19 protein-coding genes are annotated in these 26,029 nt (G+C 52.5%); 10 read left to right on the top strand and 9 right to left on the bottom strand.

Features of this window, described 5'->3' with window-relative positions:
* Positions 1 to 362 precede the first annotated feature (362 nt).
* The 9 genes from hrpA to prsK all read right to left on the bottom strand — a co-directional run bounded on the left by hrpA (position 363) and on the right by prsK (position 16,125).
* On the bottom strand, positions 363 to 4,295 hold the full coding sequence (gene hrpA, locus AC4IE8_RS21750; protein ID WP_490792038.1) for an ATP-dependent RNA helicase HrpA: 3,933 nt from the start codon (positions 4,293 to 4,295) through the stop codon (positions 363 to 365).
* Positions 4,296 to 4,437: 142 nt separating this feature from the next.
* A complete protein-coding gene (locus tag AC4IE8_RS21745) occupies positions 4,438 to 5,838 on the bottom strand; it encodes an NAD(P)(+) transhydrogenase (Re/Si-specific) subunit beta (protein WP_490792037.1) in 1,401 nt (466 codons plus the stop codon).
* A gap of 11 nt (positions 5,839 to 5,849) precedes the next feature.
* Positions 5,850 to 6,137 (bottom strand): proton-translocating transhydrogenase family protein, encoded by a 288-nt coding sequence (locus AC4IE8_RS21740; protein ID WP_490792036.1) that lies wholly within the window; start codon positions 6,135 to 6,137, stop codon positions 5,850 to 5,852.
* 61 nt (positions 6,138 to 6,198) lie between these two features.
* The gene (locus tag AC4IE8_RS21735; protein WP_490792035.1) at positions 6,199 to 7,293 is read right to left on the bottom strand and encodes a Re/Si-specific NAD(P)(+) transhydrogenase subunit alpha; all 1,095 of its coding nucleotides are present in this window, start codon (positions 7,291 to 7,293) and stop codon (positions 6,199 to 6,201) included.
* A 538-nt stretch (positions 7,294 to 7,831) separates the two neighbouring features.
* Positions 7,832 to 8,755, bottom strand: coding sequence for an XrtA-associated tyrosine autokinase (locus AC4IE8_RS21730; RefSeq protein ID WP_490792034.1), 924 nt, complete (start codon positions 8,753 to 8,755; stop codon positions 7,832 to 7,834).
* A 55-nt stretch (positions 8,756 to 8,810) separates the two neighbouring features.
* Positions 8,811 to 9,440, bottom strand: a complete 630-nt coding sequence (locus AC4IE8_RS21725; RefSeq protein ID WP_068993950.1) for an XrtA/PEP-CTERM system exopolysaccharide export protein — start codon at positions 9,438 to 9,440, stop codon at positions 8,811 to 8,813.
* A gap of 95 nt (positions 9,441 to 9,535) precedes the next feature.
* Positions 9,536 to 12,331 carry an XrtA/PEP-CTERM system TPR-repeat protein PrsT gene (gene prsT, locus AC4IE8_RS21720; RefSeq protein ID WP_490792033.1) on the bottom strand — a complete coding sequence of 932 codons (2,796 nt, stop codon included), beginning with the start codon at positions 12,329 to 12,331 and terminating at the stop codon, positions 9,536 to 9,538.
* A gap of 322 nt (positions 12,332 to 12,653) precedes the next feature.
* Positions 12,654 to 14,015, bottom strand: coding sequence for a PEP-CTERM-box response regulator transcription factor (gene prsR, locus AC4IE8_RS21715; RefSeq protein WP_068993955.1), 1,362 nt, complete (start codon positions 14,013 to 14,015; stop codon positions 12,654 to 12,656).
* A gap of 4 nt (positions 14,016 to 14,019) precedes the next feature.
* Positions 14,020 to 16,125: an XrtA/PEP-CTERM system histidine kinase PrsK gene (prsK, locus tag AC4IE8_RS21710; protein WP_068993960.1), complete on the bottom strand. Its 2,106-nt coding sequence runs from the start codon at positions 16,123 to 16,125 to the stop codon at positions 14,020 to 14,022.
* 624 nt (positions 16,126 to 16,749) lie between these two features.
* On the opposite strand from prsK, the gene gspG reads away from it, so the two are divergent.
* The 10 genes from gspG (at position 16,750) to gspE (ending at position 26,025) form a co-directional block, all read left to right on the top strand.
* A complete protein-coding gene (gene gspG / locus AC4IE8_RS21705; protein WP_490792054.1) occupies positions 16,750 to 17,127 on the top strand; it encodes a type II secretion system major pseudopilin GspG in 378 nt (125 codons plus the stop codon).
* Positions 17,128 to 17,171: 44 nt separating this feature from the next.
* Positions 17,172 to 17,675 (top strand): type II secretion system minor pseudopilin GspH, encoded by a 504-nt coding sequence (gspH, locus tag AC4IE8_RS21700; RefSeq protein ID WP_490792032.1) that lies wholly within the window; start codon positions 17,172 to 17,174, stop codon positions 17,673 to 17,675.
* A complete protein-coding gene (gene gspI, locus AC4IE8_RS21695; protein ID WP_083226166.1) occupies positions 17,659 to 18,087 on the top strand; it encodes a type II secretion system minor pseudopilin GspI in 429 nt (142 codons plus the stop codon). The genes gspH and gspI overlap by 17 nt, the downstream gene beginning before the upstream one ends.
* On the top strand, positions 18,084 to 18,776 hold the full coding sequence (gspJ, locus tag AC4IE8_RS21690; RefSeq protein ID WP_068993969.1) for a type II secretion system minor pseudopilin GspJ: 693 nt from the start codon (positions 18,084 to 18,086) through the stop codon (positions 18,774 to 18,776). Before gspI ends, gspJ begins: the two co-directional genes overlap by 4 nt.
* Entirely contained in the window at positions 18,776 to 19,762 is a 987-nt protein-coding gene (gene gspK, locus AC4IE8_RS21685; protein WP_490792031.1) for a type II secretion system minor pseudopilin GspK, read from the top strand. The genes gspJ and gspK overlap by 1 nt, the downstream gene beginning before the upstream one ends.
* Complete coding sequence (gene gspL, locus AC4IE8_RS21680) at positions 19,762 to 20,988, top strand: type II secretion system protein GspL (protein WP_068993972.1); 1,227 nt, start codon at positions 19,762 to 19,764, stop codon at positions 20,986 to 20,988. The genes gspK and gspL overlap by 1 nt, the downstream gene beginning before the upstream one ends.
* Complete coding sequence (locus AC4IE8_RS21675) at positions 20,988 to 21,473, top strand: type II secretion system protein M (protein WP_068993975.1); 486 nt, start codon at positions 20,988 to 20,990, stop codon at positions 21,471 to 21,473. Before gspL ends, AC4IE8_RS21675 begins: the two co-directional genes overlap by 1 nt.
* A gap of 6 nt (positions 21,474 to 21,479) precedes the next feature.
* Positions 21,480 to 22,235, top strand: a complete 756-nt coding sequence (locus tag AC4IE8_RS21670) for a type II secretion system protein N (protein WP_068993978.1) — start codon at positions 21,480 to 21,482, stop codon at positions 22,233 to 22,235.
* A gap of 283 nt (positions 22,236 to 22,518) precedes the next feature.
* Complete coding sequence (gene gspD / locus AC4IE8_RS21665) at positions 22,519 to 24,441, top strand: type II secretion system secretin GspD (protein ID WP_490792030.1); 1,923 nt, start codon at positions 22,519 to 22,521, stop codon at positions 24,439 to 24,441.
* A 15-nt stretch (positions 24,442 to 24,456) separates the two neighbouring features.
* Complete coding sequence (gene gspE / locus AC4IE8_RS21660; RefSeq protein WP_490792029.1) at positions 24,457 to 26,025, top strand: type II secretion system ATPase GspE; 1,569 nt, start codon at positions 24,457 to 24,459, stop codon at positions 26,023 to 26,025.
* Positions 26,026 to 26,029 lie beyond the last annotated feature (4 nt).

Genomic DNA, 26,029 nt, shown 5'->3' with positions numbered 1-26,029 from the left:
TGAAAGATACCATGAGGCATCCATTGCACCAAGAAAGTGAGTGATTCAGAAGCTCAGCAGCGAGCGGTCGATGTGGCACAAAACCTGTCGGACTCCAGCCTGACCAGACCAGAGCAAACCAAGCTATGCTGTTGTTGCAATTGGGGAAATAAAAAAGGCGGGTATTCAACCCACCTTAATGCCTCTATCCTCAAGGCGCGAGACTGGAATGCGGAACGGCCCCTTGTTGAAAGACCCTGTTATCAATTTACCGGTTTAGAGACCTTCAGGGATCGCTCCTAACGGTTGCAATAATATCGGTTGATTTTGACCAATTGATGACCGCCGGATAACGCTTTGATGAAACTCTACTGAAGCGGCAATCAGAGCCCCAGCTCCCGGGCACGCTTGGACAATCTTTTTACCGAGACAGGATACTTGGTACCCAGCTCCTGGGCGAAAAGGGAGACTCTCAACTCCTCCAGTCCCCAGCGGATCTCCTCGATGCGCTGATCCGTTCTGGCCTCCTTTCGACACAACTCATCCCACTGTTTCCACTTCCGCAGCAGCTCCGCCATCTCAGCCATCCGCTGCTGATCCCTGGTTGCGGTATGACTCAGCTTTTCAGCCCGCATCAATAATCCTTTGAGGTATCTGGGGTACTCCTTCAACTGATTTTCAGGTATCTGTTGCAGAAAGCCCTGATAGACCAGGCGATCAAGCTGCTCCCGCATATCCATCACCGACTTCATCCAATTGATCTGATTGATCCCATGAATGGTGCGATGGGCTTGATGATAGACCTCAAAGATCTTCAGCAGCTGTTCACAAAGTGTATTCGAATTGCTCATCAACTCGACCTTGCAGGCTTGATAACGGGATTCGAAACTCTCCCTATCCCGGATTTCCGCCTGCCCGTCGAGAAAAGTCTGATCAAACACCTTGATCACCAGCTCATCCTCGAGGTTTTTATTGCCGGAGCCGGCCACTCCCTGAATCGGTGGTGGGACCTTGGCATAAAGCAGTCGCATGCGATCCAGGTTGGTCAGATTTTTGCGCAGATAGCGGGTCTCTTTGGAGAGCTTGATCATCAGCAGGCGTCGTACCCCTGCCTTATGCAGCCGGCGGGCATTGAATTCCGCATCCAGCAAGCGGATTGAGACACTCTCCCCATCGTCGATCAGGGCCGGGTAACCCTGTAGCTGGATGCCACCCTGGGCAACCGACATCCGCTGCGGTAGCGGTGGAAAGTCCCAGCTCTTGATTCCGCTCTGTTCCAATTCCGGGGAACTGAGTTGACGATGCTCTGCCCTGCTCTGGGTGGCATGACGTTTTTTCAAACCCGTCAGATCGCGACTGGACTCCAGCCCTTTGCCAGCCTCGTCAACGACTTTGAGCCGCATCTGCAGGTGTTCGGGTATCTCAGTTTGACTCCAGGCGTCCTCAGGAACATGAACACCTGTCAGCTCTTTCAGTCGTTCGCCAAGCACTTGCACCAGCGGTCGATCGCTGGGCGAGATACCTTTGAGACAGGCATCGGCAAAATCAGGCACCGGTACAAAGGAGCGGCGAAGTGCCTTCGGCAGCCCCCGGATCAGCGTGATCGCCCGCTCACGCAACAGGCCGGGCACCAGCCACTGCAGGCGGGCGTCACTGACCTGGTTCAGCACATCCTGAGGCACCACCAGGGTTACCCCATCGGTTTGACTGCCCGGTTCAAAGTGGTACTCCAGGGGCAGCTGCATGCCATTCAGGTTGAATCGATCGGGAAACAGCTCGGCTGAAACCTGCTGTGAGGTATCCCGCATCAGGTCCTGCTCTCTCAGATAGAGCCGTTTCGGCTGCTTTTTAGTCTGGTTACGCAGCCATTTTTCAAATCCCGGGGTGGTGCAGATACCCTCTGGAATCCGCTGATCGTAAAAGCTGTAGATGCGCTCCTCATCCACCAGAATATCCCGTCGCCGCGACTTGGCTTCCAAGGCATGGATGTCGGCAATCAGCTCCTGATTGTGTCGCCAGAACGGGGCACGGGTATGAAAATCTCCGTCCACCAGGGCAGAGCGTATGAAGATCTCTCTGGCCACCAGCGGATCCACCGGACTGAAATTGATCTTTCTGCGGGGCACGATGGTGATGCCGAACAGGGTCACCTTCTCATAACCGGCCACCTGTCCCCGCCGCTTCTCCCAGTGGGGCTCCGAGTAACTGCGCTTCAACAAATGACCGGCCGACGTTTCGATCCACTCCGGTTGTATCTGGGCGATGTTTCTGCCATACAGCTTACTGGTCTCCACCAGTTCTGCGGCCAGCACCCACTTGGGCTGCTTCTTGAAAAGCCCGGATCCCGGGTAGATAAAAAAGTGGCTGTTTCGTGCTCCTAGGTAGTCATGGGATTTGCCTTTGAATCCGATATGACTCAGCAGACCGCTGAGCAGTGCCATATGGATCTCCTGGTAACCCGCTTCCGCACTGTTCTCGCGATACCCCATCTCGTGCATCTGACCACGTAACTGGGCATGGATGTCATGCCACTCCTGCAGCCGGTTCCAGGAGAGGAAGTGCTGTTTGCACCAGCTATGAAATTTTCTTCTCGAAAGATGCTTGCGCTGGGACTCGACCTCCTGCCACAAACTCAAATAGCTCATGAAATCCGATTGCTCATGTTGATGCTTGGAATGCGCTTGATCAGCCTGCTGCCGCTTCTCCACGGGCCGGTCACGGGGATCTTGCACACTCAGAGCGGCGGCGATCACCATCACTTCATTGAGACAATGGTGGTGTGCCGCCTCCAGCAGCATTCTGCCGATTCGCGGATCAACCGGCAGGCGTGAGAGCTGGCGCCCCAAACGGGTGACCCGGCGATCCCCATCCACGGCGCCGATCTCCTCCAGCACCCGGTAGCCATCCTTGATCAGACGATTATCCGGCGGATCGATAAAGGGAAACTGACTGATATCCCCCAACCCCAGCAGCTTCATCTGCAGGATGACCGAAGCCAGATTGGTTCGCTGTATCTCGGGTTCGGTAAAGGCTGGGCGGTCGTCGAAATCCTGTTCGCTGTAGAGACGGATACAGATGCCGGCAGCAACCCGTCCACAACGCCCCTTGCGTTGATTGGCGGATGCCTGGGAGACCCGTTCGATAGGAAGTCGCTGCACCTTGCTGCGATGGCTGTAGCGACTGATGCGGGCAAATCCGGTATCGATCACGTAGCGGATACCGGGCACCGTCAGTGAGGTCTCGGCCACGTTGGTGGACAGAACGATGCGTCGACTGGTATGGGACTTGAAGACCCGTGCCTGCTCCTGGGCGCTTAGCCGGGCGTAGAGGGGCACCAGTTCCGTGGCCTTCAGTTTGTGCTTGCGCAGATTCTCAGCGGTCTCGCGAATCTCCCGTTCGCCACTGAGAAATACCAGGATGTCCCCCTGGGAGTGTCTTGAGAGCTCATCCACCGCCTCCACGATCCCCTGCTGCATCGGATCGTCACGCTCATTTTCCGGCTCCTCCTCCTGGCACCGATAGTGGACCTCTACCGGGTAGGTACGTCCGGATACCTCGATGATTGGCGCCTGGCTGAAGTGTTCGGCAAAGCGTTCAGGATCGATGGTTGCGGAGGTAACGATCAGCTTCAGCTCCGGGCGTTTCGGCAGCAGCTGTTTCAAATAGCCGAGGATGAAATCGATATTCAGACTCCGCTCATGGGCTTCATCGATGATCAGGGTATCGTATTGGTTGAGATAGGGATCCTGCTGAATCTCTGCCAGCAGGATACCGTCGGTCATCAGTTTGATGAGGGTATTCGGTCCTACCCGGTCGCTGAAGCGCACCTTGTAGCCCACATGTTCACCGGTCTTGGAGTCGAGCTCAGAAGCCACCCTGGCCGCCAGTGAGCGGGCCGCCATACGCCGGGGCTGGGTATGACCGATATAGCCTGAGACTCCTCTACCGAGGCTGAGGCAGATCTTCGGCAATTGCGTCGATTTGCCGGATCCGGTCTCACCACACAGAATCACCACCTGGTTTGCCGCAATCAGCGTCTTGATCTCATCAAGACGCTGACTGACCGGCAGCTCGGCGGGAAATGCAGGCACCGGCAGGTTTGCCTGGCGTTGCTGCAGACGCTGTTGTGATGCCCTGATCTGCTGCACAAGCTTCAGCGCTGCCTGGCTGTAATCGGCACCACTGGCCAGTCGCTTTTTCACCCCTTTCAGGCGCTGCCTGAAGCGGTGGCGATCCGCCAGCATGCAGAGCTCCAGCTCTGCCGGATCCGGTAGATCATCCATCAGGGGTGATTTGTTGTGTAAGCTTTCGTGCATCTGCCCGATTCTGTTGAGCTTTGAATAACCTTAAACCGCTACCCTTACAGGGCCATATCATCACCCTGGGTAACCATAAAACCAATCTGCCATAACGAAAAAAGCGGGCCGAAGCCCGCTGTTTTTGCACCTCTGGCCGGTCTCAATGACCGCCCCCTTTAAGTGCAGAAACCATGCCCTCTATCGTATCCTTGGCATCGCCAAAGATCAGAGAGGTATTATCCTGATAGAAGAGCAGGTTATCCACCCCGGAATAACCGGGACTCATGGAGCGCTTGAGGAAATAGACCTGTCGTGACTTGGAGGCATCCAGAATCGGCATGCCGTAGATGGGACTGGAGGAGTCCGACTTGGCGGCCGGATTGACCACGTCATTGGCGCCAACCACCAGGGTCACATCCGCAGTCGGGAATTCAGGATTGACCTCATCCATCTCCTGCACGTGATCGTAGGGAATATCCGCTTCCGCCAGCAGTACATTCATGTGGCCGGGCATACGACCCGCCACTGGATGAATGGCGAATTTAACCTCGACGTTGCGCGCTTCGAGCAGCTCCATCATCTCTTTCAAGGCATGCTGAGCCTGGGCGACCGCCATACCGTAGCCGGGTACGATGATCACCTTGCCCGCATCCTCCATCCAGTAGATGGCATCATCCACTGAGGCGGACTTCACACCTTTTTGCGCCGCCTGCCCTACTGCACTGGCTTCACCACCGCTTTCGCTGCCGAAGCCGCCAAACACCACATTGATGATCGAACGGTTCATCGCCCGACACATGATGAAGGAGAGGATGGCGCCGGAAAAGCCGACCAGGGCGCCGACGATGATCAACAACAGATTACCCAGGGTGAAACCGGTTGCGGCCGCAGCCCATCCGGAGTAGCTGTTGAGCATGGAGATAATGACCGGCATATCCGCTCCGCCGATCGGTATGATCAGGGTAAAACCGAGCACGAAGGCCAGCAGGGTCATCAGCACCAGTGAGGTCATGCTCTCGGTCATACCGAAATGAATCCCCAGCAGAACCGTGGCTACACCGATCGCGGCATTCAGCATATGCTGACCTTTGAACTTGACCGGCGCACCGCTGACCAGACCCTGCAGTTTGGCGAATGCCACCACCGAGCCGGAGAAGGTGATTGCACCGATGATGATTCCAACGGACAACTCACCCATCATCACCGGGTTGAGTGTGCCGGCGGCATCATGGTTGAGATAGGTACCGATCGCTACCAGTACCGCGGCCATACCCACAAAACTGTGCAACGCGGCAACCAGCTGGGGCATCGCGGTCATCTCAACCCTTGCCGCGACAACGGAGCCGATCAATGCACCGGCGGCAACACCGGCGACGATGAAACCGTAGGATTGAACTTCACTGCCAAACAGGGTGGCCAGTATGGCAATCGCCATACCGATCATGCCGAGATAGTTGCCGCGTCTTGCTGAAGCGGGATGTGTCAGGCCTTTCAGGGCCAGTATGAATAGAATCGCTGAAATCAGGTAAGCGATCGACTGGGTGTTTGCTGAAATCTCCATTGCTCAGGTTCTCACTTATCTTTTTTCTTGAACATGGCAAGCATGCGATTGGTTACCAGGAATCCGCCGAATACATTGATTGAGGCCAAAAACACTGCAATAAAGCCAAAAATCTCTGCCGCCGTGCCAACCGATTCGAGACCGGTTACCAGCAGTGCACCGACGATGATGATTCCGGATATCGCATTGGTCAGTGCCACCAACGGGGTGTGCAGTGACGGGGTTACCCCCCAGATCACCCAGTAGCCGATGAAGCAGGAGAGAACAAATACATATAGTGCGACTAGTGTGTCAGGCATAGGATCACTCTTTATCGTTATTTGTTGAATTGCGCTTTTCTCAACACCTTGTGATCAATCATCACTCAGGCTTAAGGCGCATAGCCGATGTAATCTCGTCCTCTTCCAGATCTTTCAGGACCAGACCTTCATCCGTTTTTTCCACCATGATATTCAATAGGTTCATTATGTTGCCTCCATAGAAGGCACTGGCATCCGATGGCACCATCGAGGGATAGTTGGTATGCCCTACCAGAGTGACACCATGCTTGACCACCACCTTGTCAGCTTCGGTCAGCGGACAATTGCCTCCGTTTGCAGCCGCCAGATCGATGACCACTGAGCCCTCACGCATGTTTTTGATCACCTCTTCACTCACCAGGGTCGGTGCGGGACGACAGGGGATCAATGCGGTTGTGATGATGATATGGGCTTTACTCAGCTCATCGGCCAACGCCTGCTGCTGTTTTGCCTTCGCCTCGTCGGACAACTCTTTCGCATAGCCACCTTCACCGGAGCCACTCTCACCGATATCCAGCTCGATCGCTTTGGCACCGAGGGATTCGATCTGCTCTTTGGTTTCAGGCCGGATGTCGTAGGCGAACACTTCTGCACCCAGCCTTTTCGCCGTGGCGATGGCCTGCAGACCAGCAACGCCGGCGCCCAGTACAACCAGTCTTGCCGGTTTAGCCGAGCCTGCCGAAGTCATCATAAGAGGGAGAAAGCGTCCGTAATGAGCACCCGCTTCAATCACCGCACGATAGCCGGCAATATTGCTTTGAGAGGACAAGGCATCCATAGCCTGGGCTCTGGAGATCCGGGGTATCCGCTCCATCGCGAGAAACACAACCTCTTTCTCAAGAATCTGCTTGAGGGTCTCATCCTGATCACAGGATTCAATATGCGATATCAGAATCGCCCCGTTCGGCAGATCGGCCACCTCATCGGCCGATGGTTTGCGTACCCGTACCAGAATGTCCGCTTTCAGCGCATCTGCCGCTGAAACAATCTGCGCACCCGCCTCGCTGTACAGGGCATCGGAAAAATGGGCATTCTCGCCGGCACCTTCCGTGACATCGACTTCAAAGCCTTTCGCGATCAGTTTTTTTGTAATGTCAGGTGACAGAGCAACCCTGTGCTCACCTACCACCGACTCCTTTAACAGGCCTATTTTCATGTTTTTTTACTCAGCCAAATTTATGTCTAATGAAATCATATACTTCAGATTGCGCTGCATTATCCAGCCAAACAGAGGACTTCACAAGTTGCACTCAGCCCTTGCCAAGCCGTTGTAAGAGGGGGTCGAATCCAGCATAGTCCAAAAAAATTAAAATTAATTAACTGTTTAATTTCAGTATGTTATGAATAAAATCATTCATATCCCAGCACGAAAAACAGGCTTTAACAAGGGGATAAAAACAAGTGGTTTTCAGTGGATGTAATCGTTTATTTTGGGATTATTTTCACAATTTTAGCAGTATTTAATACACCTTGAATCAGGCAAATACGGCTTTTCACTTCAGTATGGTCTGCTCAAATCGAAACACAAGTGGTGATTTTCAGTCGATATAACTGAATCATCCTTTCAACCCAGAAAGCCGTGCGGATGTGCCGCGTGCAGAACAGGACTGAGTGATTGCACAGAGTGGAAACCAGGGCACACCGATACCCAGGGTATGAGTAGACTCGTGTTAACAGGCCCTAAGTATGCCGGGTTAATAGTAGGTGCCGTAATAGTTGGAACCTTTGTCTTCCCGGCTTTTGTTCAACACCAGACCGATCGCCTTTTCCTGATCCAGTCGGGAGAGGGAGTCCTTAATGGCATCCACAGCTGTTTCACCGGCCTCGACAACCAACAGGATCTGTCCCATATGCTGATTCAGCACGGCCGCTTCACTGGTCGCCAGAATCGGTGATGAATCGAAAATGATGATCCGGTCGCTGTAGCGACTGGACAACTCATCCAGTAGTCGCTCCATCTCTTTACTGGCCAGCAGCTCGGTTGATTTTTCAGACCGGTGACCCGCTGCGATTAATTTCAAACGGGGTATTTGAGTGTGAATGATGACATCACTCACATTGCACTCTTTGTTACTCAACAGATCGATCAGACCCGGGTCATTTTCGATTCCGAGCAGACGGCTCAGTGAGTATTTCAGCACATCCCCATCGATCAGCAGTACCGTAGTATCCATTTCAGTCGCGATACTCAGGGCCAGATTCATTGCGGTAAAGGTTTTGCCTTCGGACGGGAGCGAGCTGGCGATGGAGACCAGGTTACCATGGAAAATCGGAGCAGCCCCCTTTCCCAACGCATTGCGAATCAACGGCCTTTTGATGATCCGGTACTCTTCAGAGAGTTGCTTATTGCCGGAGTGTGGCACGATGAACCCGTTGCTGGAGAGCGCTTCATAGTCGAGGTTGATTCGTTTTGCCTCTTCACTGCTCTCCTTGACGGTCTCCTGCACGGCTGGAGAAACCTTCTCTTCCACAGGCTGGGAAGCAGCGACCGTTTCGCTTGGAGCCACCTCGGGCGTTGCCGTTTTCTCCGGCTCAACCTCCACAGCTGGCCGATCCACAGGCTTCTTCCCAGCTTTGGATTTCTCGAGACGTTCAATCGCTTTTTCTATGCTGCTCATTTAAACCAATTCCAATTCAATAGCACCTAGTCTGAATATAGCCCTGGTCGATCAATTAAAACCAGGTTTCCGGAATGATCAGCACATCACCCGGCATCATTCTGACATTGGCTGAAATATCACCGTCACGAATCAGATCATCCAGTCTGACCCGATATTCAGACATTTTACCCTCGATTTTACGCACGATCTTAGCTCTGTTACCTGAAGCGAATTCAGTCAAACCGCCAACTTCGATAATCACATCCAGCAGGGTCATGCCTTCACGGAACGGAAGGGACTGGGGCTCGGATGCCTGTCCGACGACACGAACCTGTTCGGTATAGCGACCGATAAACTCCCGTACGCTGACGGTGACCTTGGGGTTTTTGACAAACTTGGAGAGCCTGGCCTCCAGATGTCTAGCCAACTCTGTTGGGGTTTTGCCACTGGCCTGCAGATCTTCCACCAAGGGGGTGGTTATCAGGCCATCGGGACGAACCACCACATCGGTCGTCAGCTCCTGGTCTCCCCAGACAAAAACATTCAGGGTATCGCCTGGGCCAATCAGGTAGAGTGGCGAAGAGGTAGAGGTCGCACCGGTCGACCCGCCGCCGGCTGAATTGGCCGCATTCATTTCAGGGGTGCTTGAGCATGCCGTCAACAGCATCAGTCCGATCGCCGCGAAGAAGCTTGTAATTTTCATATAATCTACTGATAACATAACACTTTCCTGTAATTTTCGAGTTCGAGAACTGTTCCCGGTTCTTGTTACTGGGGCCTGTTCACAGCAATCCATGACTAGCCATTCGCAGATGATAACTCACTTAATAGCTGCTTGGCTTCACTGGATTCTTCAAATTGTTGGTTATTATCCAGAATTGCCTGGAGAATTTCCCGCGCCTCTTTGTTTCGACCTTCAGCCTTCAGCACGGCTGCGTAGTGATAGCGGATGGATGGATCAGAGGCTCTGTGCATAATTGGCTCAAGCAAGTTCAGAGCTGATTTGGAATCCCCCTCCCGATAGGTCAGCCAGGCATAGGTATCGATCACCGCCAGGGACGAATCACCAACACGATCATAGGCCCTGCGGGCATAATCGAGCCCTTTCTCCGGGTGCTTCTCGTAAACAAGCAATGCCGCATTATTCAGGGCGATTACATTATCCGGTTCATCAGATAATAGTTCATCATAGAGTTTTATTGCGTCTTCCGGCTTTTTGTAGGTCTGTAGAATCATCGCCAGTGCCAGTTTCGCCTGCTTGTCTCCACCAGGCTGGGACTTGATTCTCTGTTTCAATACCTCTGTAGCGGCATTCACATTGCCATTCATGGCGTACATGTCGGCTAGCTTTCTATAGAGATAAAACGGCGCATCTGGTGTTAGATTTTTCTTCAGGAGTGAAATGGCCGACTGTGGCCTGTCTTTGGCCTGCAGCACTCCAGCACTCAACACCACACCGAGATGTTTGTTATTGGCGTCAACACTCAGCTGCTTGGCTACCGCCTCAGCGACCTCGTACTGTTCACTCTCCAGCGCCAACTTGTACTTCAGCAGCTTACCCTTTTGCGGCAATGGATTGAGACCATCGAGGGTCGACATGGCGGCGGCATAATCCCCCTGCTTTCTCTGCAGATCTGCCAATTGCAGATAGGCCTCCTGGTTTTGCGGATTCAATCGGATCATCCGTTCAATTGTCGCCCCTGCCTGTTGATAATTACCCGATTGCTGATTCATCTCCACAATCATCGAGAGAATGGTCGAGTTCTCAGTTTCGAGGAGTGCTTTGTTTTGCAGGTACTTTGCGGCCTTTTCCGGTTGTTTGGTTCGCAGGTAGTAACGGCTGATGATAATGATCGGTAGTGTCGGGTTGCGTGAAGATGTTGCGGCCCGGTCAAGCCAATTCAACGCCTCTCTCTGCTGACCGGAGCGTTCGCTGATTTGCGCCAGTAACAGCAAGGCGTGAGTATTCTCCGGGTCAGTCGCCAGTACCAGATCGAGTCGATCACTGCCCTCACTCAATCGGCCATCCTCAAGGTCCATCCGACCAAGCGCCACCAGGGCCGGTACATAGGCTCTGTTCACCTCCACCGCACTGCGCAGATTCTCTCTCGCTTCATGCCGGTTACCGGATTGCAACTCAATCACGGCACGAAGGTAATAGTCTATTGTTGACAGGTCCTGGTTTTCGGCAAACACTTGATCAGACTTGTTTCTGGCCGCTGCGAGGTCCTGTTTCTTCAGATAAGAGAGTATCAACAGATTGGTGGTGCTCTTACCGGACGTACTGTCCATCTGTTCAAGTTCTGCTATGGCGTCATCCACCGCACCCTGACTCAGGTAGAGCTTCGCCAACTCCTGTCGGATCTGAGTGCTTTCAGGATGGGATTTGACCGCCTTTTTCAGATATTCGACGCCTTGCAGAAAGTCACCGGATTGACTGGCGGCTGCACCGATCATCGAGAGCAGTTGGTGATCCTTCTGCTGATCACTCGAGGATTTGAGGATGGAGAGGGCTTCCTGGGGTTTATTCAACCGCAGTTTGATCTCACCGAGTAATTTTCTCGCCTGGAGATGAGTCGGTACCTGATTGACGTAGCGCGACAGCAGAACATTCGCCTGTTCCAGGTTGTTCTCGGCAAAGTGGGTTGCCCCCAATAGCAATACCGTCGGCAAGTGATTTGGCAAGGCGTTGTGCGCATCCGTTAACTCTGTTTTCGCCAAGTCATACTTTTTGTCAATGTAGTAGTGCAGACCCGATAAATAGACAACGATCGGATGGCTGCTGAACTCAACTTTGAGCTCATCAAGATACTGTTTGCTCTCAGTGAATCTGGTTTTCAGTACCAGCAGTTGAATCAATGAAGTCTGAGTGAGAAATCGTTCCTGCTTGGAATCATCCAGTCGATCGAGTGAAACCGCCCGCTTCAGAGACTCTATCGCATGATCGAACTGCTGCAACTTGGACTGGATACCACCCAGAGTCCGCCAAGCCTGTGGATTCTTGCCATCGAGCACAATCGCTTTGTTGAGAAATTCAATCGCCTGCTCATCCCGATCACGCATACTTGCCGCTTTAGCGCGAACCACCATCGCATCCACATTTCCGGCATCCGCCTGCAGCAGCGTCTCAGCCATATTGTCGGCTTTTTCAGGCTGACGCAGATGGATGTAGGCATTGGCAACAGTCTGATTCAGGGGACGCTGTTCCAGAGTGTTAAAATTACCCGCCTCATATTGCTCAACAATCTGCTCGAATTTACCCTGTAAACGCCATGCATCGAGAACGATCTGATGAACTTTGGGGTCTCCTTTTTCCGCTTCAGTAACACTGTTGATCTCCTTTTCAGCTGCGATTCCATCGCCCAGTTGCAAATAGGTTTTTGCCAACAGTATCCGGCCTGCCTGATGTTTTCCATTCGTTCGCAGAAGATTTTTGAGTTCGATAATCGCTTTGTTAAACTCCTGATTGGAATAGCTGGTGAATGCGTTCTGATATCTCTCCTCTTCACTCACGCCACCGGAACAGCCCGCGAGCAGTATCAGTGTGAGTATCAGCGTAACGATAGTTGTCGATCCACCCTTGTAGACGGCCATTAATTTCTCCTATCAATCCAAGAATTGTTATCCCGGCACCTTAATCGGGCCATCTTCAACCGAAATACAGTTGCCTGCAGTCAGGCATCGAAATGCCGCTGTTCCACCGGGCAACAGGTTTGTTTACACTTTTTAATGACTGGCGCAACGACCTGTCTTTTTACTGAAAAACACAAAACATCAGTGATTTCAGAATCTCCTTGCCCCTCATTATGGCGCTTGACTGGCAAGTATCCACTCTCTGTCACTCACCTCCGATTCAAGAACATTCCCGAAGCCTGGAAAGGATCCTGTTGAGTTGCCGGTATTTACTGGTACTGCGCTATTTTAATCCGTATTTATTAACCAGATCGTAGAGCGTGGGCCGGCTGACGCCAAGCAGATCAGCCGCCTTTGACACATTCCCACCCACATAACTCATCGCCCTGATTATCGCCCTGGCTTCTGCATGCTCTCTGACCTCTCGCAAATTGATCGGCATATTCTCTTCGCCATCAGCGTTGAGCTGCAGTTCCCCGGGTGTAATCAATTGATCATCCGCCATCACCACTGCGCGTTTTATGCGATTTTCAAGTTCCCGCACATTACCTGGCCAGTGATAAGCATCTATCGCTTGCAATGCATCGGTTGTAAATCCGTTGACTTTGGAGTTGTTCTGCTTGGCGTACTTGGTCATGAATGACCAGGCCAACAGCACCGCATCCCCCGCCCTGTTACGTAACGGAGGAATATCGATTATGATCTCACTGATCCGGTAGTAGAGATCCTCACGAAATTCACCACTGGATATCTTCTCTTCAAGGTTCTGATTGGTGGCACAGACGACTCTGACATCCACCGGTATCTCTTCATGTCCACCCAGTCTTTCAATCACACGTTCTTGGAGAAAGCGCAGCATTTTTGCCTGCAGACCGATCGGCATATCTCCGATCTCATCCAGAAAAAGTGTCCCGCCATTGGCGGATTCAATCTTACCGATGGTGCGTTTGGACGCCCCGGTGAAGGCGCCCTTTTCATACCCATAGAGCTCACTTTCAAGTAGGTTTTCCGGAATCGAGGCGCAGTTGATGGCAGCGAACTTCTGCTCACCCCGGTCACTCAGACCATGAATTGCTCTTGCCAGGACCTCTTTACCGGTGCCACTCTCCCCCAGCAGCAGCGCTGTAATGTTTGTCGGGCTGACTTTCTCTATGACCCGGCAAAGTTCGATCATTTCAGGACTGTTCGCCACCACACCATCCAAGGGTGAGTAGCGCTGCATCTTGTTGAGCCCCCGGTTCTCCTCCTCAAGTTCATGGACATGATAGGCACGTTCGATGATCACCTTGAGCACATCCGGATCGATCGGTTTTTGGTAGAAATCGTAGGCACCGAGATCGATCGCCTTCAGCGCATTCTCCCGGTCGTCATTTCCAGTCACCACAATGATCTTCGTCTGAGGCATCAGACTGAGAATTTCCTGCAGGGTGGCGAAGCCCTCACTGACATTGGTAGGGTCCGGGGGTAAGCCGAGATCCAGGGTCACAACCGGAGCGGTCGTCTTTCTCAACAGATTGATTGCGCTAGCACGATCCCCGGCAATCTGTACATCATAGCCGTCAAAGCTCCATTTCAACTGGCTCTGCAAACCCGGGTCGTCTTCAACAATGATCAGCGGTTTTAATTGATTATTGGCTTTACTCACGCAATTACGCCTCTACAGTAGCATCTGACTGCCGGTCTGCTGCAGTCCCTGATTTAACAAGTGGAATGGATATGGTGAAACAAGTGCCCTCACCAAGCTGGCTATTCACTGTCAGGCTGCCATTCAGGGAGTTAACATACTCCCGGGTTTCATAGACGCCGATTCCCATTCCTGCATTTCCCTTGGTTGTTTGAAAGGGCCGAAACAATCGCTCTTTGATAAACTTATCCTCCATCCCTGATCCGTTGTCCTGAATGGTAATAATCGCATTCTGATCGATTCTCTCGACGGACACCATCACCTCACCGTCCTTAGCGGTCGCTTCCTGAGCATTCTTAATCATATGAATCATAATGGCGGTGAAACGATCTTTATCTGCAACAATCTCTAAATAGTTGTCTTTGATCTTCAACTGCGGTTTCGGCTGATAGGCAAACAGTTCATTAACCGCCTGTGCCACTGACTCCTCAATATAGAACTGTTTCGTTTCTGTCGACTCAAATCTACCTTGTCGCAATTGTGCCAACAATTTGCCCATTTTGTTGACTGCATTGCCAATGGTTCTAACCGCATCATCCATGAACGCCGGATTGTTTTTGTGTCGTTCTGCATTTTTCACAACCAGTTCGAGTTGCGCGATCAGGTTCTTTAAATCGTGCACAACAAAGGCAGACAATCGGTTGAAGGCCTCAAATTGATTGGCTCGGTTCAACGCCTCAGAGGCCTGCAGAAGTGCCAGATAGCCGCCCGCCTGTTTCGCGGCAGCTTTGATCAGATCCCGATCCTCCCAGTTGATCGAGGGTAGTGAATGGGAACGGATAAGCAGTGCAAATCCTATCAAGGCTTCGTGATGTTTGATAGGTACGATTAACCAGGCGTCATGAATCTTCGCCAGACTCTGATCAAGGGCCAGATTGTCATAACGTTCAGGGTATCTGTTCAATTCATCGATATCGATGATCCAGTCGCTACGCTGAAAATAGGCAATTAATTCGCTCTCCGCCTGCAGATCCAGGGAAATATCGTCGACCTGCCAACGACTGGTACAGTGGTATCGCCCATCGTCACCCAAGGTCCAGAGATAACCGCCACGGGACTCCACGGAATCGGATATCGCCTGCACAACTCTGGGCAGTATCTGGCCGCCACCGGGTCCTTCCGCGAGGGTTTGAACCACTCTCAACCACTCGTCCCGCCAATCGTACTTGTAACTAAAAAAGTGTTTATTGACAAAAACTTTCAGCTTGGCTCTCAGTGATCCTGAAAAGAGCACGACGGCCAGAAAGCAGACCCCGGCGAACACAAATGCGATTTGTGTCGCTTTACCCCAGCTGCCACCGTAATAGCGAATGTAATAACCCACCGCCGCCATCAGCACCAGGTAGCTGCCGGCAACCAGCATGGTTGTGGCATGAAACACCACCTGCCTGGAGACAAATACCCGCACAGACCAGCTGGGATTACGGGTCGCGGCAATCGCCACAAAGGGAGCAACCAGTGAACTGGTAAAGCCTCTGGCCTGCCACAACGCGGAATCCACCTGTACGAACATCAACGCGTCGGCATAGAGAAACAGATCATAGACAAACAGTATGCCCATACCGAAATAGAGATACTTAACCGACCAGCGCATATCCGGCCGGGTACTGCGGTAGAGTTGCTCGATCAACACCAGACCGGCAATCGCAAACCCCAAATGTCCGATCAGTTGAAAGCTTGCAGTACCTCCCCAGTTACGCACCCAGGGAAAAAACTGGGCTGATAGCTCAACACCCAACAGCAGAGCGGAGACGGAAAAGATCGTGACTGGTGCGTATCTGAGCAGGCCATCATCTCCACCTGCCGCTGACTTGAGAATAGACAAGAGTCTCAGCAGAAAGGCAAACCAGGCAATATTTTTTGCAATTTCAAATAGTTGGTACGTATTGGCAGTAAGAGCCGACTCCTGAACCTGAAAAGCGATCGCAGTCAGCGCCCAACAGGCGGATGTGGTCGAGGCAATCAGCAGATAAGTCCCTTCGATACGCCCACGCCAACTGGTCAGTAGAAGCACACTGAATATCAGAAACAGTGTCGCCGAAAATCCATAGCCGATTATTCCGATAGTCAATCAGTCATCCTCAAGGGTACTTAGTTGTGTCTATACTCAATGAACTTTTACTCGCTGACAGAGACTTACAACTGTGGGTTTTATTATCCCGGTAATCACTGAGATCCTGTATACCCTCTATTGAAGTGAGTAATAGTATTTGGCATTTGTGATGGACTACCCCAAATGCAGCAGTCTTTGTTGTTTTCGGCAAATCACAACGAACAATGTTCGATTTAAGCCGACTACCGGTTACCCAATCACTCTTCAGTATAGGGTCTTGCAGAAACTGAACTCATGAGGCTGTCGTCTATACTGCCGATTGAAGCAGATCCGGCGATTGATTATTGTTTGGATACTATCGCCAAAATGATGCTGATTCCGCTTCAAGAGCCTCTATAGTACACAAAGATAGTGAAACGATTCACCCTGTCAGCGTGATTTTTAACGGGAATCTGGATTCCTACACATATTCCCAGGATAATGGCCCACTTTTACGACAAATCAACACGGATAATGACACGGATTTATCTTATGACCATCAATGCAGTCTCCTCTCTTCCTGCCCCTAAAGCAGCCACTTGCCATCACTGGGCTGAATTAAATAAATCAAAGAAAATCAATGGCTTCACACTAATCGAAGTCATGGTGGTGGTGGTCATACTGAGTATCCTTGCGGCGATTGTTGTGCCGAAAATCATGGATCGCCCTGAACAGGCCCGTATCACCAAAGCCAAGAGCGATATTAGGGCGCTGGAAGCGGCTCTGAACCTCTATCGTCTGGATAACATGATCTACCCAACCACCGAGCAGGGACTTGAGGCTCTGGTAAGCAAGCCCACCGACTCTCCAGAACCAAGAAACTGGAAGGAAGGCGGCTATCTTGATCGATTGCCCAGTGATCCCTGGGGTAATGGCTATCTCTACCTGAGTCCCGGAACCCAAGGTACGGTGGATATCTATACTACAGGCCTGGACATGCAATCGACAGATGATGACATCGGTAACTGGAATCTGGATTGACACAGCCCCGAAAGATCAATCGTAAGCCTGAGGGAGCTTGGCCAATGCGAAGCGCCAAAGGATTGGGCATGGGCTTTACCCTGATCGAGGTGATGGTGGTGGTGGTCATCATCGGCATACTGATCAACTATGTGGCAATCTCATTCGGGCGCAATGCCCCGGGAGACCAGCTCAGAGATGAAGCCCAGCGACTCAACAGCCTGCTTGAGCTGGCCAGTGAAGAGGCGTTGCTCAGATCGATGTTGATCGGGGTGGATATCACCGAAGAGCGTTATGGCTTCCTCAGCCTCAACGAGGGGGAGTGGGAAGCGGTATCCGACAACCTGTTTCGAGAGCGTCAACTGCCTCCAGGAGTTGAGATCAGCGTTGCCACCGCACTGCCCGAAGGGGATGACGAAGAGAAGAGAACGCCTGAGATCATCCTCCTGAACAGTGGAGAGATGACCACATTCGAGCTGAAAGTCAGCTCTGAACAGGTTGAAAGTTACTACCGGTTGACAGGCAATGAACTTGGAGAGCTCTCCCTGGAACATGTCTCACCCTACTAAACCACACTCCACTACTACCCACCCCTCCAGGACTGCACCAGGCAGTCGCAATCAGGGCTTTACCCTGCTGGAGATTCTGATTGCACTGGCGATTCTGGCGATTGCACTGACCTCGATCATCTCAGTGGCTTCCAACCAATCGGTCAATGTCGCCTATTTGCGTGACAAGACCCTGGCCCATTGGGTTGCCATGAACCAGATGACAGAGCTGCAGGTCACCAATCAATGGCCCGCGACCGGCTCGAAAAAGGGTAAAGAGGAGATGGGACTGAAGGAATGGCACTGGCAACGAGAGGTCAGCAAGACACCGGATGATCGTGTCAGACAGGTGGAGATCCGGGTCTTTCGCAACAAGGACGATGAGAACAGTGTAACCCGACTGGTGAGCTTTCTTTCACAACCGATCAAATGAAACCTCTGGCACATAAACTACGAGACCATCAACCGCGAAACACGCCCTGTTCCGCTGGATTCACCCTGCTGGAACTGCTGATTGCCATCACCGTTTTCGCCATTATGGCGACCTTCGCCTACTCGGGCCTCAAGGTGGTACTGGATTCTGAAAATCAAACCAGCCAATACAGCAAACGCATGTCTCAATTGCAGCTGGCGATGAACCTGATGCAGCGGGATATCGAGCAGGCGATTGAAAGGCCAATCCGGGATCAGCATGGTGACGAAGTCGGCGCTTTCGTTAGTGGTGGTTTCGCCGGCACACTGCTCGAGCTGACCCGGGACGGCTATGCCAACCCAATGAAGCTGCCTCGCAGTAATCTGCAGCGGGTGGGTTACCAGTTGGAAGAGCAGACCCTCTATCGCCTGACCTGGAGAATTCTGGACAGAGCCCAGGATAGTGAACCCCACCGCTACCAACTGATCGATAATATTGAGGAACTTGAGCTGGTCTATTATGACAAGGAGATGAAAAAACAGAGTCAGTGGCCACCTGAAAAGTTTGATTTCGATTCAGGAGAGAAACCCGGTCTTCCCACGGCGGTGGAAGTCAAGATGGAACTCAAGGACTGGGGTAAGATCAGACGCCTGTTTGCCCTGGTGAGGCCCATTCCGGATGAACAACAGGAGCAGGGAAAAAAACAGTAATGGCGACACTCAATAAGCGTCCATCCCAACAACAAGGAATCGCCCTGATCACCGCCATCGTGATTGTCGCCATGGCATCGATCGCTGCCGTGGCAATGACCCACAACCTGCAGCTCAATATTCGTCGAACCGGCAATATCCAGGCAGCGGACCAGTCCTACTACTACACCCTGGGCAGTGAAGCCTGGTCCAGAGGCATGCTGATCAGGGACTTGCTGGATGATGACTCCAAGGAGTACGACTCCCTCGATGAGAACTGGGCGATCGAACTTCCCCCCACTCCGGTGGAAGGGGGTGAGGTACAGGCCGTTACCACCGACCTGCAAAGTCGGTTCAACCTGAACAATCTCTATGTGGAAGCAGAAGCGGAACCGCAGGTCAAACAGGAAGCCGCCGTCCAACTGGCCATATTTCAACGTATTCTTGCAGCTCTCGAACTACCGGAGTCGATCGCCCAGGCAACCCAGGACTGGCTCGACAGTGACATCAAGACCTCTTTCCCAGATGGTGCTGAAGATATTGAATACCTGGGACAGGAACCGGCCTACCGAACGGCCAATGGCTATATGGCCAGCCACACTGAGCTAAGACTGATCAAGGATATCGATCAGGAGAGTTACGACATACTGGCGCCACATGTCGTTGCTCTACCGGTTAAAACCCCGATCAATGTCAACACAGCCGACCAGATTGTGTTGAAAAGCCTGCTCAACGAGCTCTCGGATGGGCATGCAGAGCAACTGATCAGTGAGCGAGAAGAGAACCCGTTCAAAGAGACGGCATCCTTTATTGAAAGACTTAGAGAACTTTTGGATAAAAATAAAGTAAAATCTGAAGAGATAGAGCCATTGATCTCAGTAGACAGTCACTTTTTTCAACTGGAGACGGTTGTACGCATGGAAAATATCAGCCAAAGATTGGTCAGCCGCCTGTACCAAGGCAGTGAGGATGTGGTTGTCATATCCCGAACCACCGGGGTCTATTGATGGCCGAGCATCTTATTCTGCACTGTCACGATGCATCCTGTAAGCAGGTCTCCTGGTCTTTTCGTGGCGCTAGTGGCAGCGAGCCGGGAACCGGCACCCTGGAACAGGCCGCTCAACAGGCGAAAGGCAGACGCACTCTGGTGCTGGTTCCTGCATCCGAAATCCTGATCACATCCGTCAACATACCAACCCGAAATCGCCAGCGTCTGTTGCAAGCGATACCTTTCTCTTTGGAGAACGAGCTTACTGAGGATATCGATGAACTCCATTTTGCCGCCGGCATCATGGATAGCGATAACATCACTCCGGTTGCCGTTGTTGCCAGAAGTCGGCTTGAAGCGTGGCTTGAAAAATTGGAGTCGGCCGGTATCGAACCACTCGGTCTCTATCCGGATATGCTCGGGCTACCGATGGAGAATGACGCCTGGTGTCTCTACCAGAGCGACCATCAGTTACAGATTCGCACCCAGACCAACCTGGGATACAGTGTCGATGGCGTCAATGGTGGAGAGTTTTTAAAACTGGCACTGCAGCAGGCTGGGGAATCGGCTCCACACAAATTGACCCTCTACCGTCTTAACGGCAGCCGTACAGAACTGGACCTGGAGACGATCGCACCAGACTGCGAGATCATCACCAGGGAGATAGAACACCCGGGTGAATTAACCAACCTGCTGGCTGAAAACCTGCATCAGAAACAGCTATTGAATCTTTTGCAAGGGGAGTATCTCAGGGTCGACAAGACAACCCTGCAGTGGAAGCGCTGGCTACCCGCGGCAGTTTTGGCGCTGGTATTCGTTGGCCTCTCGATTGGCTCGTCGATTCAGCAATACAACCAGTACGACAACCAAAGCAAATTGCTGCATGCTCAGATCAGGGAGACTTTTCAGCAGGCCTTTCCGGAGGTGAAGCGAATTGTCGATCCCAGAGCACAAATGGAGCAGCGTCTGAAATCCCTGCAACGAGGTCAATCCGGAAGCTTCGCCCAATTTGCCAGCCTGTTCGTACCCTCGGCAAGCGTCATTAAAAACAGCCCGAACACTACCCTGCAAAACATCAGCTTTCGCGATGGCCAACTCAATTTGCAACTGACCATCAAAGAGCTGCAAGCCCTCGAGACCCTGAAGAAGACGATCGAGAAAAAACAGCTGACTGTCGAAATCCGCTCTGCCAATGCGGCGGATAACCAAGTCACCTCCCATCTGAGAATCACCGGAGGATCCTGATGAAGCAGTGGTGGCTGAGTAAAACCCCGCAAGAACATCTGGCCATGATTATTGGTGGCACGGCTGTGCTGCTGTTGTTGATCTACCTGATTGTATGGCGCCCCTTCCAGCAGAGCCTTGAGCAGAAAGCCTTATTGGTGAAGAGCCAGGAATCGACTCTGCAATGGATGAAAGACAATGCGGACCTGGTGAGAAACATGCGCAACAACCAACCCGGTAAAGGCGCAGCCAGCAACGAAGCACTGCTGACACTGGTCGACAGGACAGCCAAACGGGTGCAGTTGAGGCAGCAGATCAAGCGTATCAAGCCCCAGGGTGACGATGCGGTTCAGCTGTGGGTCGAACAGGCCTCTTTTGACGCCCTGATTCGCTGGCTGGGTCAGATGACCCAGGAGCATGCATTGAATATCGAATCACTCAATATCGATCGAGAGGATGCTCCAGGGCTGATCAATGCCCGGGTGGTCCTGCAGCGCGGAGGATAGAAGGTAATGAAGTGGTGGAGTTATCTGCTGATCGGTCTCGGGGCCTATCTGCTGATCATGGTGATCAGCCTGCCGGCAGAGCATGTCCTGGGCTGGACGGCAGGCAACGATAAGAAAACTCCTTTCACCTACGGCACCATCAAAGGAAGCCTGTGGCGTGGCAAGATGGAGGCGTTGACCGTGAATGGTGTTCCCCTCGACAAACTCAAATGGCGCTTCTCTCCAAGTGAATTGCTATTCGGTCGTCTCGGCTTTGACGTTCAGATCAATCATGCGGGTCAGGAACTGGAAGCAGATGTTGCGAAAGGATTTGGCAATGAGATCCAAATTGAGGATATCAGTGGCGTGATTCAGGCTGCGATCATTCCTCAGTTGATCAATATGGCACAAATCGGGGTTGACGGTAACGTTAACCTGAACCTCCAACAGATCACTCTGTCAGACAATCAGATCATCTATGCGGAAGGCGAGGTGCAGTGGCTGGACTCAGCCCTGAAAAGCCCGTTCGCACTCAAGGTTGGCGATCTTAAGGCTGATCTTGAAACGGATGATTCAGGAGCAGTCCGGGCAAAAATCAAAGACTTGGGAGGACCTACCGCCGTGGATGGGGAGCTCAGTCTGACACTGGACGGAAACTTCCAGGTCAATGGCCAGATCAAACCGGGAACAGATTCCGATCCCCGACTTGGCGGTGCCCTGAATGCAATCAGCAAACGCAAACCTGATGGCAGCTACCAGATCGCCTACAGCGCGCGGCTTTGAAGCATGTGCACTGTTTCATACTACTGTTTTGAACCGGTAGGCCAATGGGCTAACATCTGCTATTATGGAATGGATTACATATTCAACATAAACCCATGATGGATAAAGAATTTCACAACTATTTCCCTGACCTGTCACAAACCAGTGACCTGAATTGGATCAGGCTTGTTGCAGAGAGTGCTAGGGGACAGCTTCAATGATGACCATTTCGGCCAATAAATTCATGGATAGATCAGTTCCGCTCCAGCACAAAATTCGCCATGCGCTGCTTCTGTGCTGCTGCATGATTCTATTGAACTTTGCGACGATCACGCCCACTCAAGCCGAGCAGATCACCCTGAATCTGAACAACGCGGATATCGAAGCCCTGATCAAAACGGTTTCAGAACATACCGGCAAGAACTTCGTCATCGATCCACGGGTCAAAGGCAAGGTCACGGTGATATCCGCCCACCCGATGGATCGGAATGAGTTCTATGAGGTCTTTCTGTCGATCCTAGAGGTTCATGGTTTTTCAACCATTCCCAGTGGCGAGGTAATCAAGATCGTTCCCGATGTAAAAGCCAAACAGGGTGGCATTCCCACCCTGGCGAGAGCCGGCTCGCTGCCAGGGGATCAAATCGTCACGCGGATTATTCAGGTGAAGAATGTCACCTCGGCCCAACTGGTCCCCATCCTGCGTCCGCTGATTCCCCAGGAGGGGCACCTGGCGGCCTACCCGGACACCAATGTACTGATCATCTCTGACCGACGCCGCAATGTGGACCGTCTGATGAGAATCATCGAACAGATCGATCAAGTCAGTGACAGCTCCATTGAGGTCATCACACTGCAGCACGCCTCCTCAGCGGAAGTGGTACGGATACTGGAAAGCCTCAAACCGACGGCTGCCAAGGGTGCCTCCAGATCGGCCTCAAAGATGGTCGCCGATGAACGCACCAACAGCATCCTGATCAGCGGCGACCCGACTGAACGCCTGCGGGCACGGGTGGTGATCGAACATCTGGATACCCCGTTTGATAACGAGGGTAACGCCCAGGTCGTGTATCTGAAATACGCCAATGCCGTAGACCTGGTTAACGTACTGACCGGGGTTAGTGAAAACATCGATGAGGGTGGTCAGGGTAAAGCGGCAAAGGGGAAAAGCAAACCCAAGGTGCCGGTCAACATACAGGCTGATGAAGCCTCGAATGCCTTGATCATTACTGCGCCACCGGATGTTTTCCACTCCCTGCAGGCAATCATCCGTAAACTGGATATCCGTCGCGCCCAGGTTCTGGTCGAGGCAATCATTGCTGAAGTCTCCTATGACAAGGCCAAAAGTCTGGGTGTGCAGTGGGTGGTCGATGGCACACCGGATGGTCAGGGCCCGGTTGGTGTGATCAATCTGGGTTCACCGACCATTACGGACGTCTACAACTCGGTGGTTGCCGGCGCCGGTGTACCACTGGGCCCCGGCACCTCGATCGGCCTGGGCCGATTTGACAGCGACCGGGTCAATTTCGCGGCTCTGATACAGGCACTGGAGAGTGATACCACCAGCAATATTCTCTCTACCCCCAGCCTGACCACACTGGATAATCAGGAAGCGGAGATTGTGATCGGTCAGAATGTGCCGTTCATAACCGGCTCCTACAGTTCCACCGGTGGCACCAGCAATTCGGTCAATCCGTTCCAAACCGTGCAGCGTGAGGATGTGGGTCTGACACTCAAGGTCAAACCTCAGATCAACGAAGGCAACTCCATTCAGCTCGAGATTGAACAGGAGATCTCCAGCATCAATGCCTCAGCAAGTACCGGCACCAGCGATATCGTCACCAACAAGCGCACCATCAAAACCGTGGTGATGGTGGAAGATGGCGCGACAATCGTACTTGGCGGACTGATCCAGGAAGACCTTCAACAGACCGAAGAGAAAGTCCCCCTGCTTGGCGACATTCCTCTGTTAGGCGCCCTCTTCCGCTCCAACAAGACCTCCAAGGTCAAACGAAATCTGATGGTCTTTCTCAGGCCGGTAGTGTTGAGGGATGCCGCGATCAGTTCCCAGATTGCCAGTGAAAAGTACAACTACTTCCGCGCTCAGCAGCTTAAAATGAAGCAGGAAGGCGTCAATCTGATGGATGATGAGGAGACACCGATCATACCACCCCGGTTTGGTACTTTCGCTCCACCTTTCGAGGGTGAGCCGACAGAGCCGGAACTCTGACCGGTAGCGTAAGCCATGTCTGACACGACAACCTCAAATCCACTACAGGACGCATTGAATCCGGTGTCCGAACTGCTTTCCGAAGATCCGGAAAGCCTGCCACCTCAGGAGCCGAGTCAGCTGCCTTATGCTTACGCAAGGCGGCATGGCGCTGTGGTGGTGCAAAACGATCAGACAGGTGAGTACGAATTATTCTACAAACCCGGAGTTTCGATTTTAGTACTGAATGAAATTCGCCGGCTCTATGGTCAACCCCTGGTCTTCAAACAGATCGATGAGGAGAGTCTGGAGAGACAGCTCTCGCTGATCTATGAGTCGGGCTCCAAACAATCGAGCCAGATCATGGAGACCATGGGCGATGATATGGATCTCGATCATGCCGCCCAGGCGCTCAACCAGCCGGAAGATCTGCTGGGCAGTGACGATGATGCTCCTATTATCCGATTGATCAATGCCCTGTTTACCGAGGCGATCAAAGAGCAGGCTTCAGATATCCATATCGAACCCTATGAAAACCGCCTGGTGGTGCGCTTCCGGGTCGACGGGGTATTGCGTGAAGTCCTCTCGCCTCCTCGCAATGTCTCTTCTTTCCTGGTTTCCCGCATCAAGGTCATGGCGCAGCTCGATATCGCTGAAAAACGCATTCCCCAGGATGGCCGGATCTCTTTGAAAGTAGGGAACCGCCCAGTGGATGTGCGTGTCTCAACCCTACCCTGCAGCTATGGCGAACGGGTGGTATTGCGTCTACTCGACAAACAGGCGGGCCGGCTCGATCTGGAACACCTGGGCATGGCCAGAGATCTGCTGGAACAGGTCGATCCCGGCGTGATTCGGCGTCCTCACGGCATCTTTCTGGTCACCGGCCCCACCGGCTCGGGTAAAACAACCACCCTGTATGCCGCTTTGAGCCGACTCAATACCCAGAGCCGTAACATCGTCACCGTGGAAGATCCGATCGAGTATTATCTCGACGGCATTGGACAGACCCAGGTGAACAACAAGGTTGATCTCACCTTTGCCCGCGGCCTAAGGGCGATTCTCCGCCAGGATCCGGATGTGGTGATGGTTGGTGAGATTCGTGACCTGGAAACCGCACAAATTGCGGTACAGGCCAGTTTGACCGGTCATATGGTGATGTCGAGCCTGCATACCAACACGGCAATCGGCAGCATCTCCCGCCTCAGGGATATGGGAGTGGAACCGTTCCTGCTCTCCTCCAGTTTGATCGGTGTACTGGCCCAGCGTCTGGTACGCACTCTATGCCCTCACTGTAAGGAGCCCTACAGCGCCAGCCAGCAGGAGCTGGAACTGATGGAGCAACCAAGCAGTGAGTCAGTCACGATCTACTCCGCCAAAGGGTGTGAAAAGTGTCATAACCACGGCTATGCGGGCAGAACCGGCATCTATGAGCTGATCACCATCGACGAGAGCCTGCGCAACATGATTCACAAGGGCAGCGGTGAGATGGAGATGCTGGAACACGCCAGGAACTTCACCGACAGCATTCGCCAGGATGGCATGAAGCGGGTTCTCGATGGTGATACCACCATCGATGAGATCATCCGTGTGACCCAGGAAGGATAGCCCG

The organism is Candidatus Thiodiazotropha sp. AKAK2 (genome assembly GCF_058244685.1).
This window is presented reverse-complemented; position numbering and strand designations above follow the sequence as displayed.

What these genes read in the sequence shown, in the direction of transcription:
- hrpA (WP_490792038.1), bottom strand. Translation starts at nt 4,295, where the DNA reads ATGCACGAAAGCTTACACAACAAATCACCCCTGATGGATGATCTACCG.
- AC4IE8_RS21745 (WP_490792037.1), bottom strand. Translation starts at nt 5,838, where the DNA reads ATGGAGATTTCAGCAAACACCCAGTCGATCGCTTACCTGATTTCAGCG.
- AC4IE8_RS21740 (WP_490792036.1), bottom strand. Translation starts at nt 6,137, where the DNA reads ATGCCTGACACACTAGTCGCACTATATGTATTTGTTCTCTCCTGCTTC.
- AC4IE8_RS21735 (WP_490792035.1), bottom strand. Translation starts at nt 7,293, where the DNA reads ATGAAAATAGGCCTGTTAAAGGAGTCGGTGGTAGGTGAGCACAGGGTT.
- AC4IE8_RS21730 (WP_490792034.1), bottom strand. Translation starts at nt 8,755, where the DNA reads ATGAGCAGCATAGAAAAAGCGATTGAACGTCTCGAGAAATCCAAAGCT.
- AC4IE8_RS21725 (WP_068993950.1), bottom strand. Translation starts at nt 9,440, where the DNA reads ATGAAAATTACAAGCTTCTTCGCGGCGATCGGACTGATGCTGTTGACG.
- prsT (WP_490792033.1), bottom strand. Translation starts at nt 12,331, where the DNA reads ATGGCCGTCTACAAGGGTGGATCGACAACTATCGTTACGCTGATACTC.
- gspG (WP_490792054.1), top strand. Translation starts at nt 16,750, where the DNA reads ATGGTGGTGGTGGTCATACTGAGTATCCTTGCGGCGATTGTTGTGCCG.
- gspH (WP_490792032.1), top strand. Translation starts at nt 17,172, where the DNA reads ATGCGAAGCGCCAAAGGATTGGGCATGGGCTTTACCCTGATCGAGGTG.
- gspI (WP_083226166.1), top strand. Translation starts at nt 17,659, where the DNA reads ATGTCTCACCCTACTAAACCACACTCCACTACTACCCACCCCTCCAGG.
- gspJ (WP_068993969.1), top strand. Translation starts at nt 18,084, where the DNA reads ATGAAACCTCTGGCACATAAACTACGAGACCATCAACCGCGAAACACG.
- gspK (WP_490792031.1), top strand. Translation starts at nt 18,776, where the DNA reads ATGGCGACACTCAATAAGCGTCCATCCCAACAACAAGGAATCGCCCTG.
- gspL (WP_068993972.1), top strand. Translation starts at nt 19,762, where the DNA reads ATGGCCGAGCATCTTATTCTGCACTGTCACGATGCATCCTGTAAGCAG.
- AC4IE8_RS21675 (WP_068993975.1), top strand. Translation starts at nt 20,988, where the DNA reads ATGAAGCAGTGGTGGCTGAGTAAAACCCCGCAAGAACATCTGGCCATG.
- AC4IE8_RS21670 (WP_068993978.1), top strand. Translation starts at nt 21,480, where the DNA reads ATGAAGTGGTGGAGTTATCTGCTGATCGGTCTCGGGGCCTATCTGCTG.
- gspD (WP_490792030.1), top strand. Translation starts at nt 22,519, where the DNA reads ATGATTCTATTGAACTTTGCGACGATCACGCCCACTCAAGCCGAGCAG.
- gspE (WP_490792029.1), top strand. Translation starts at nt 24,457, where the DNA reads ATGTCTGACACGACAACCTCAAATCCACTACAGGACGCATTGAATCCG.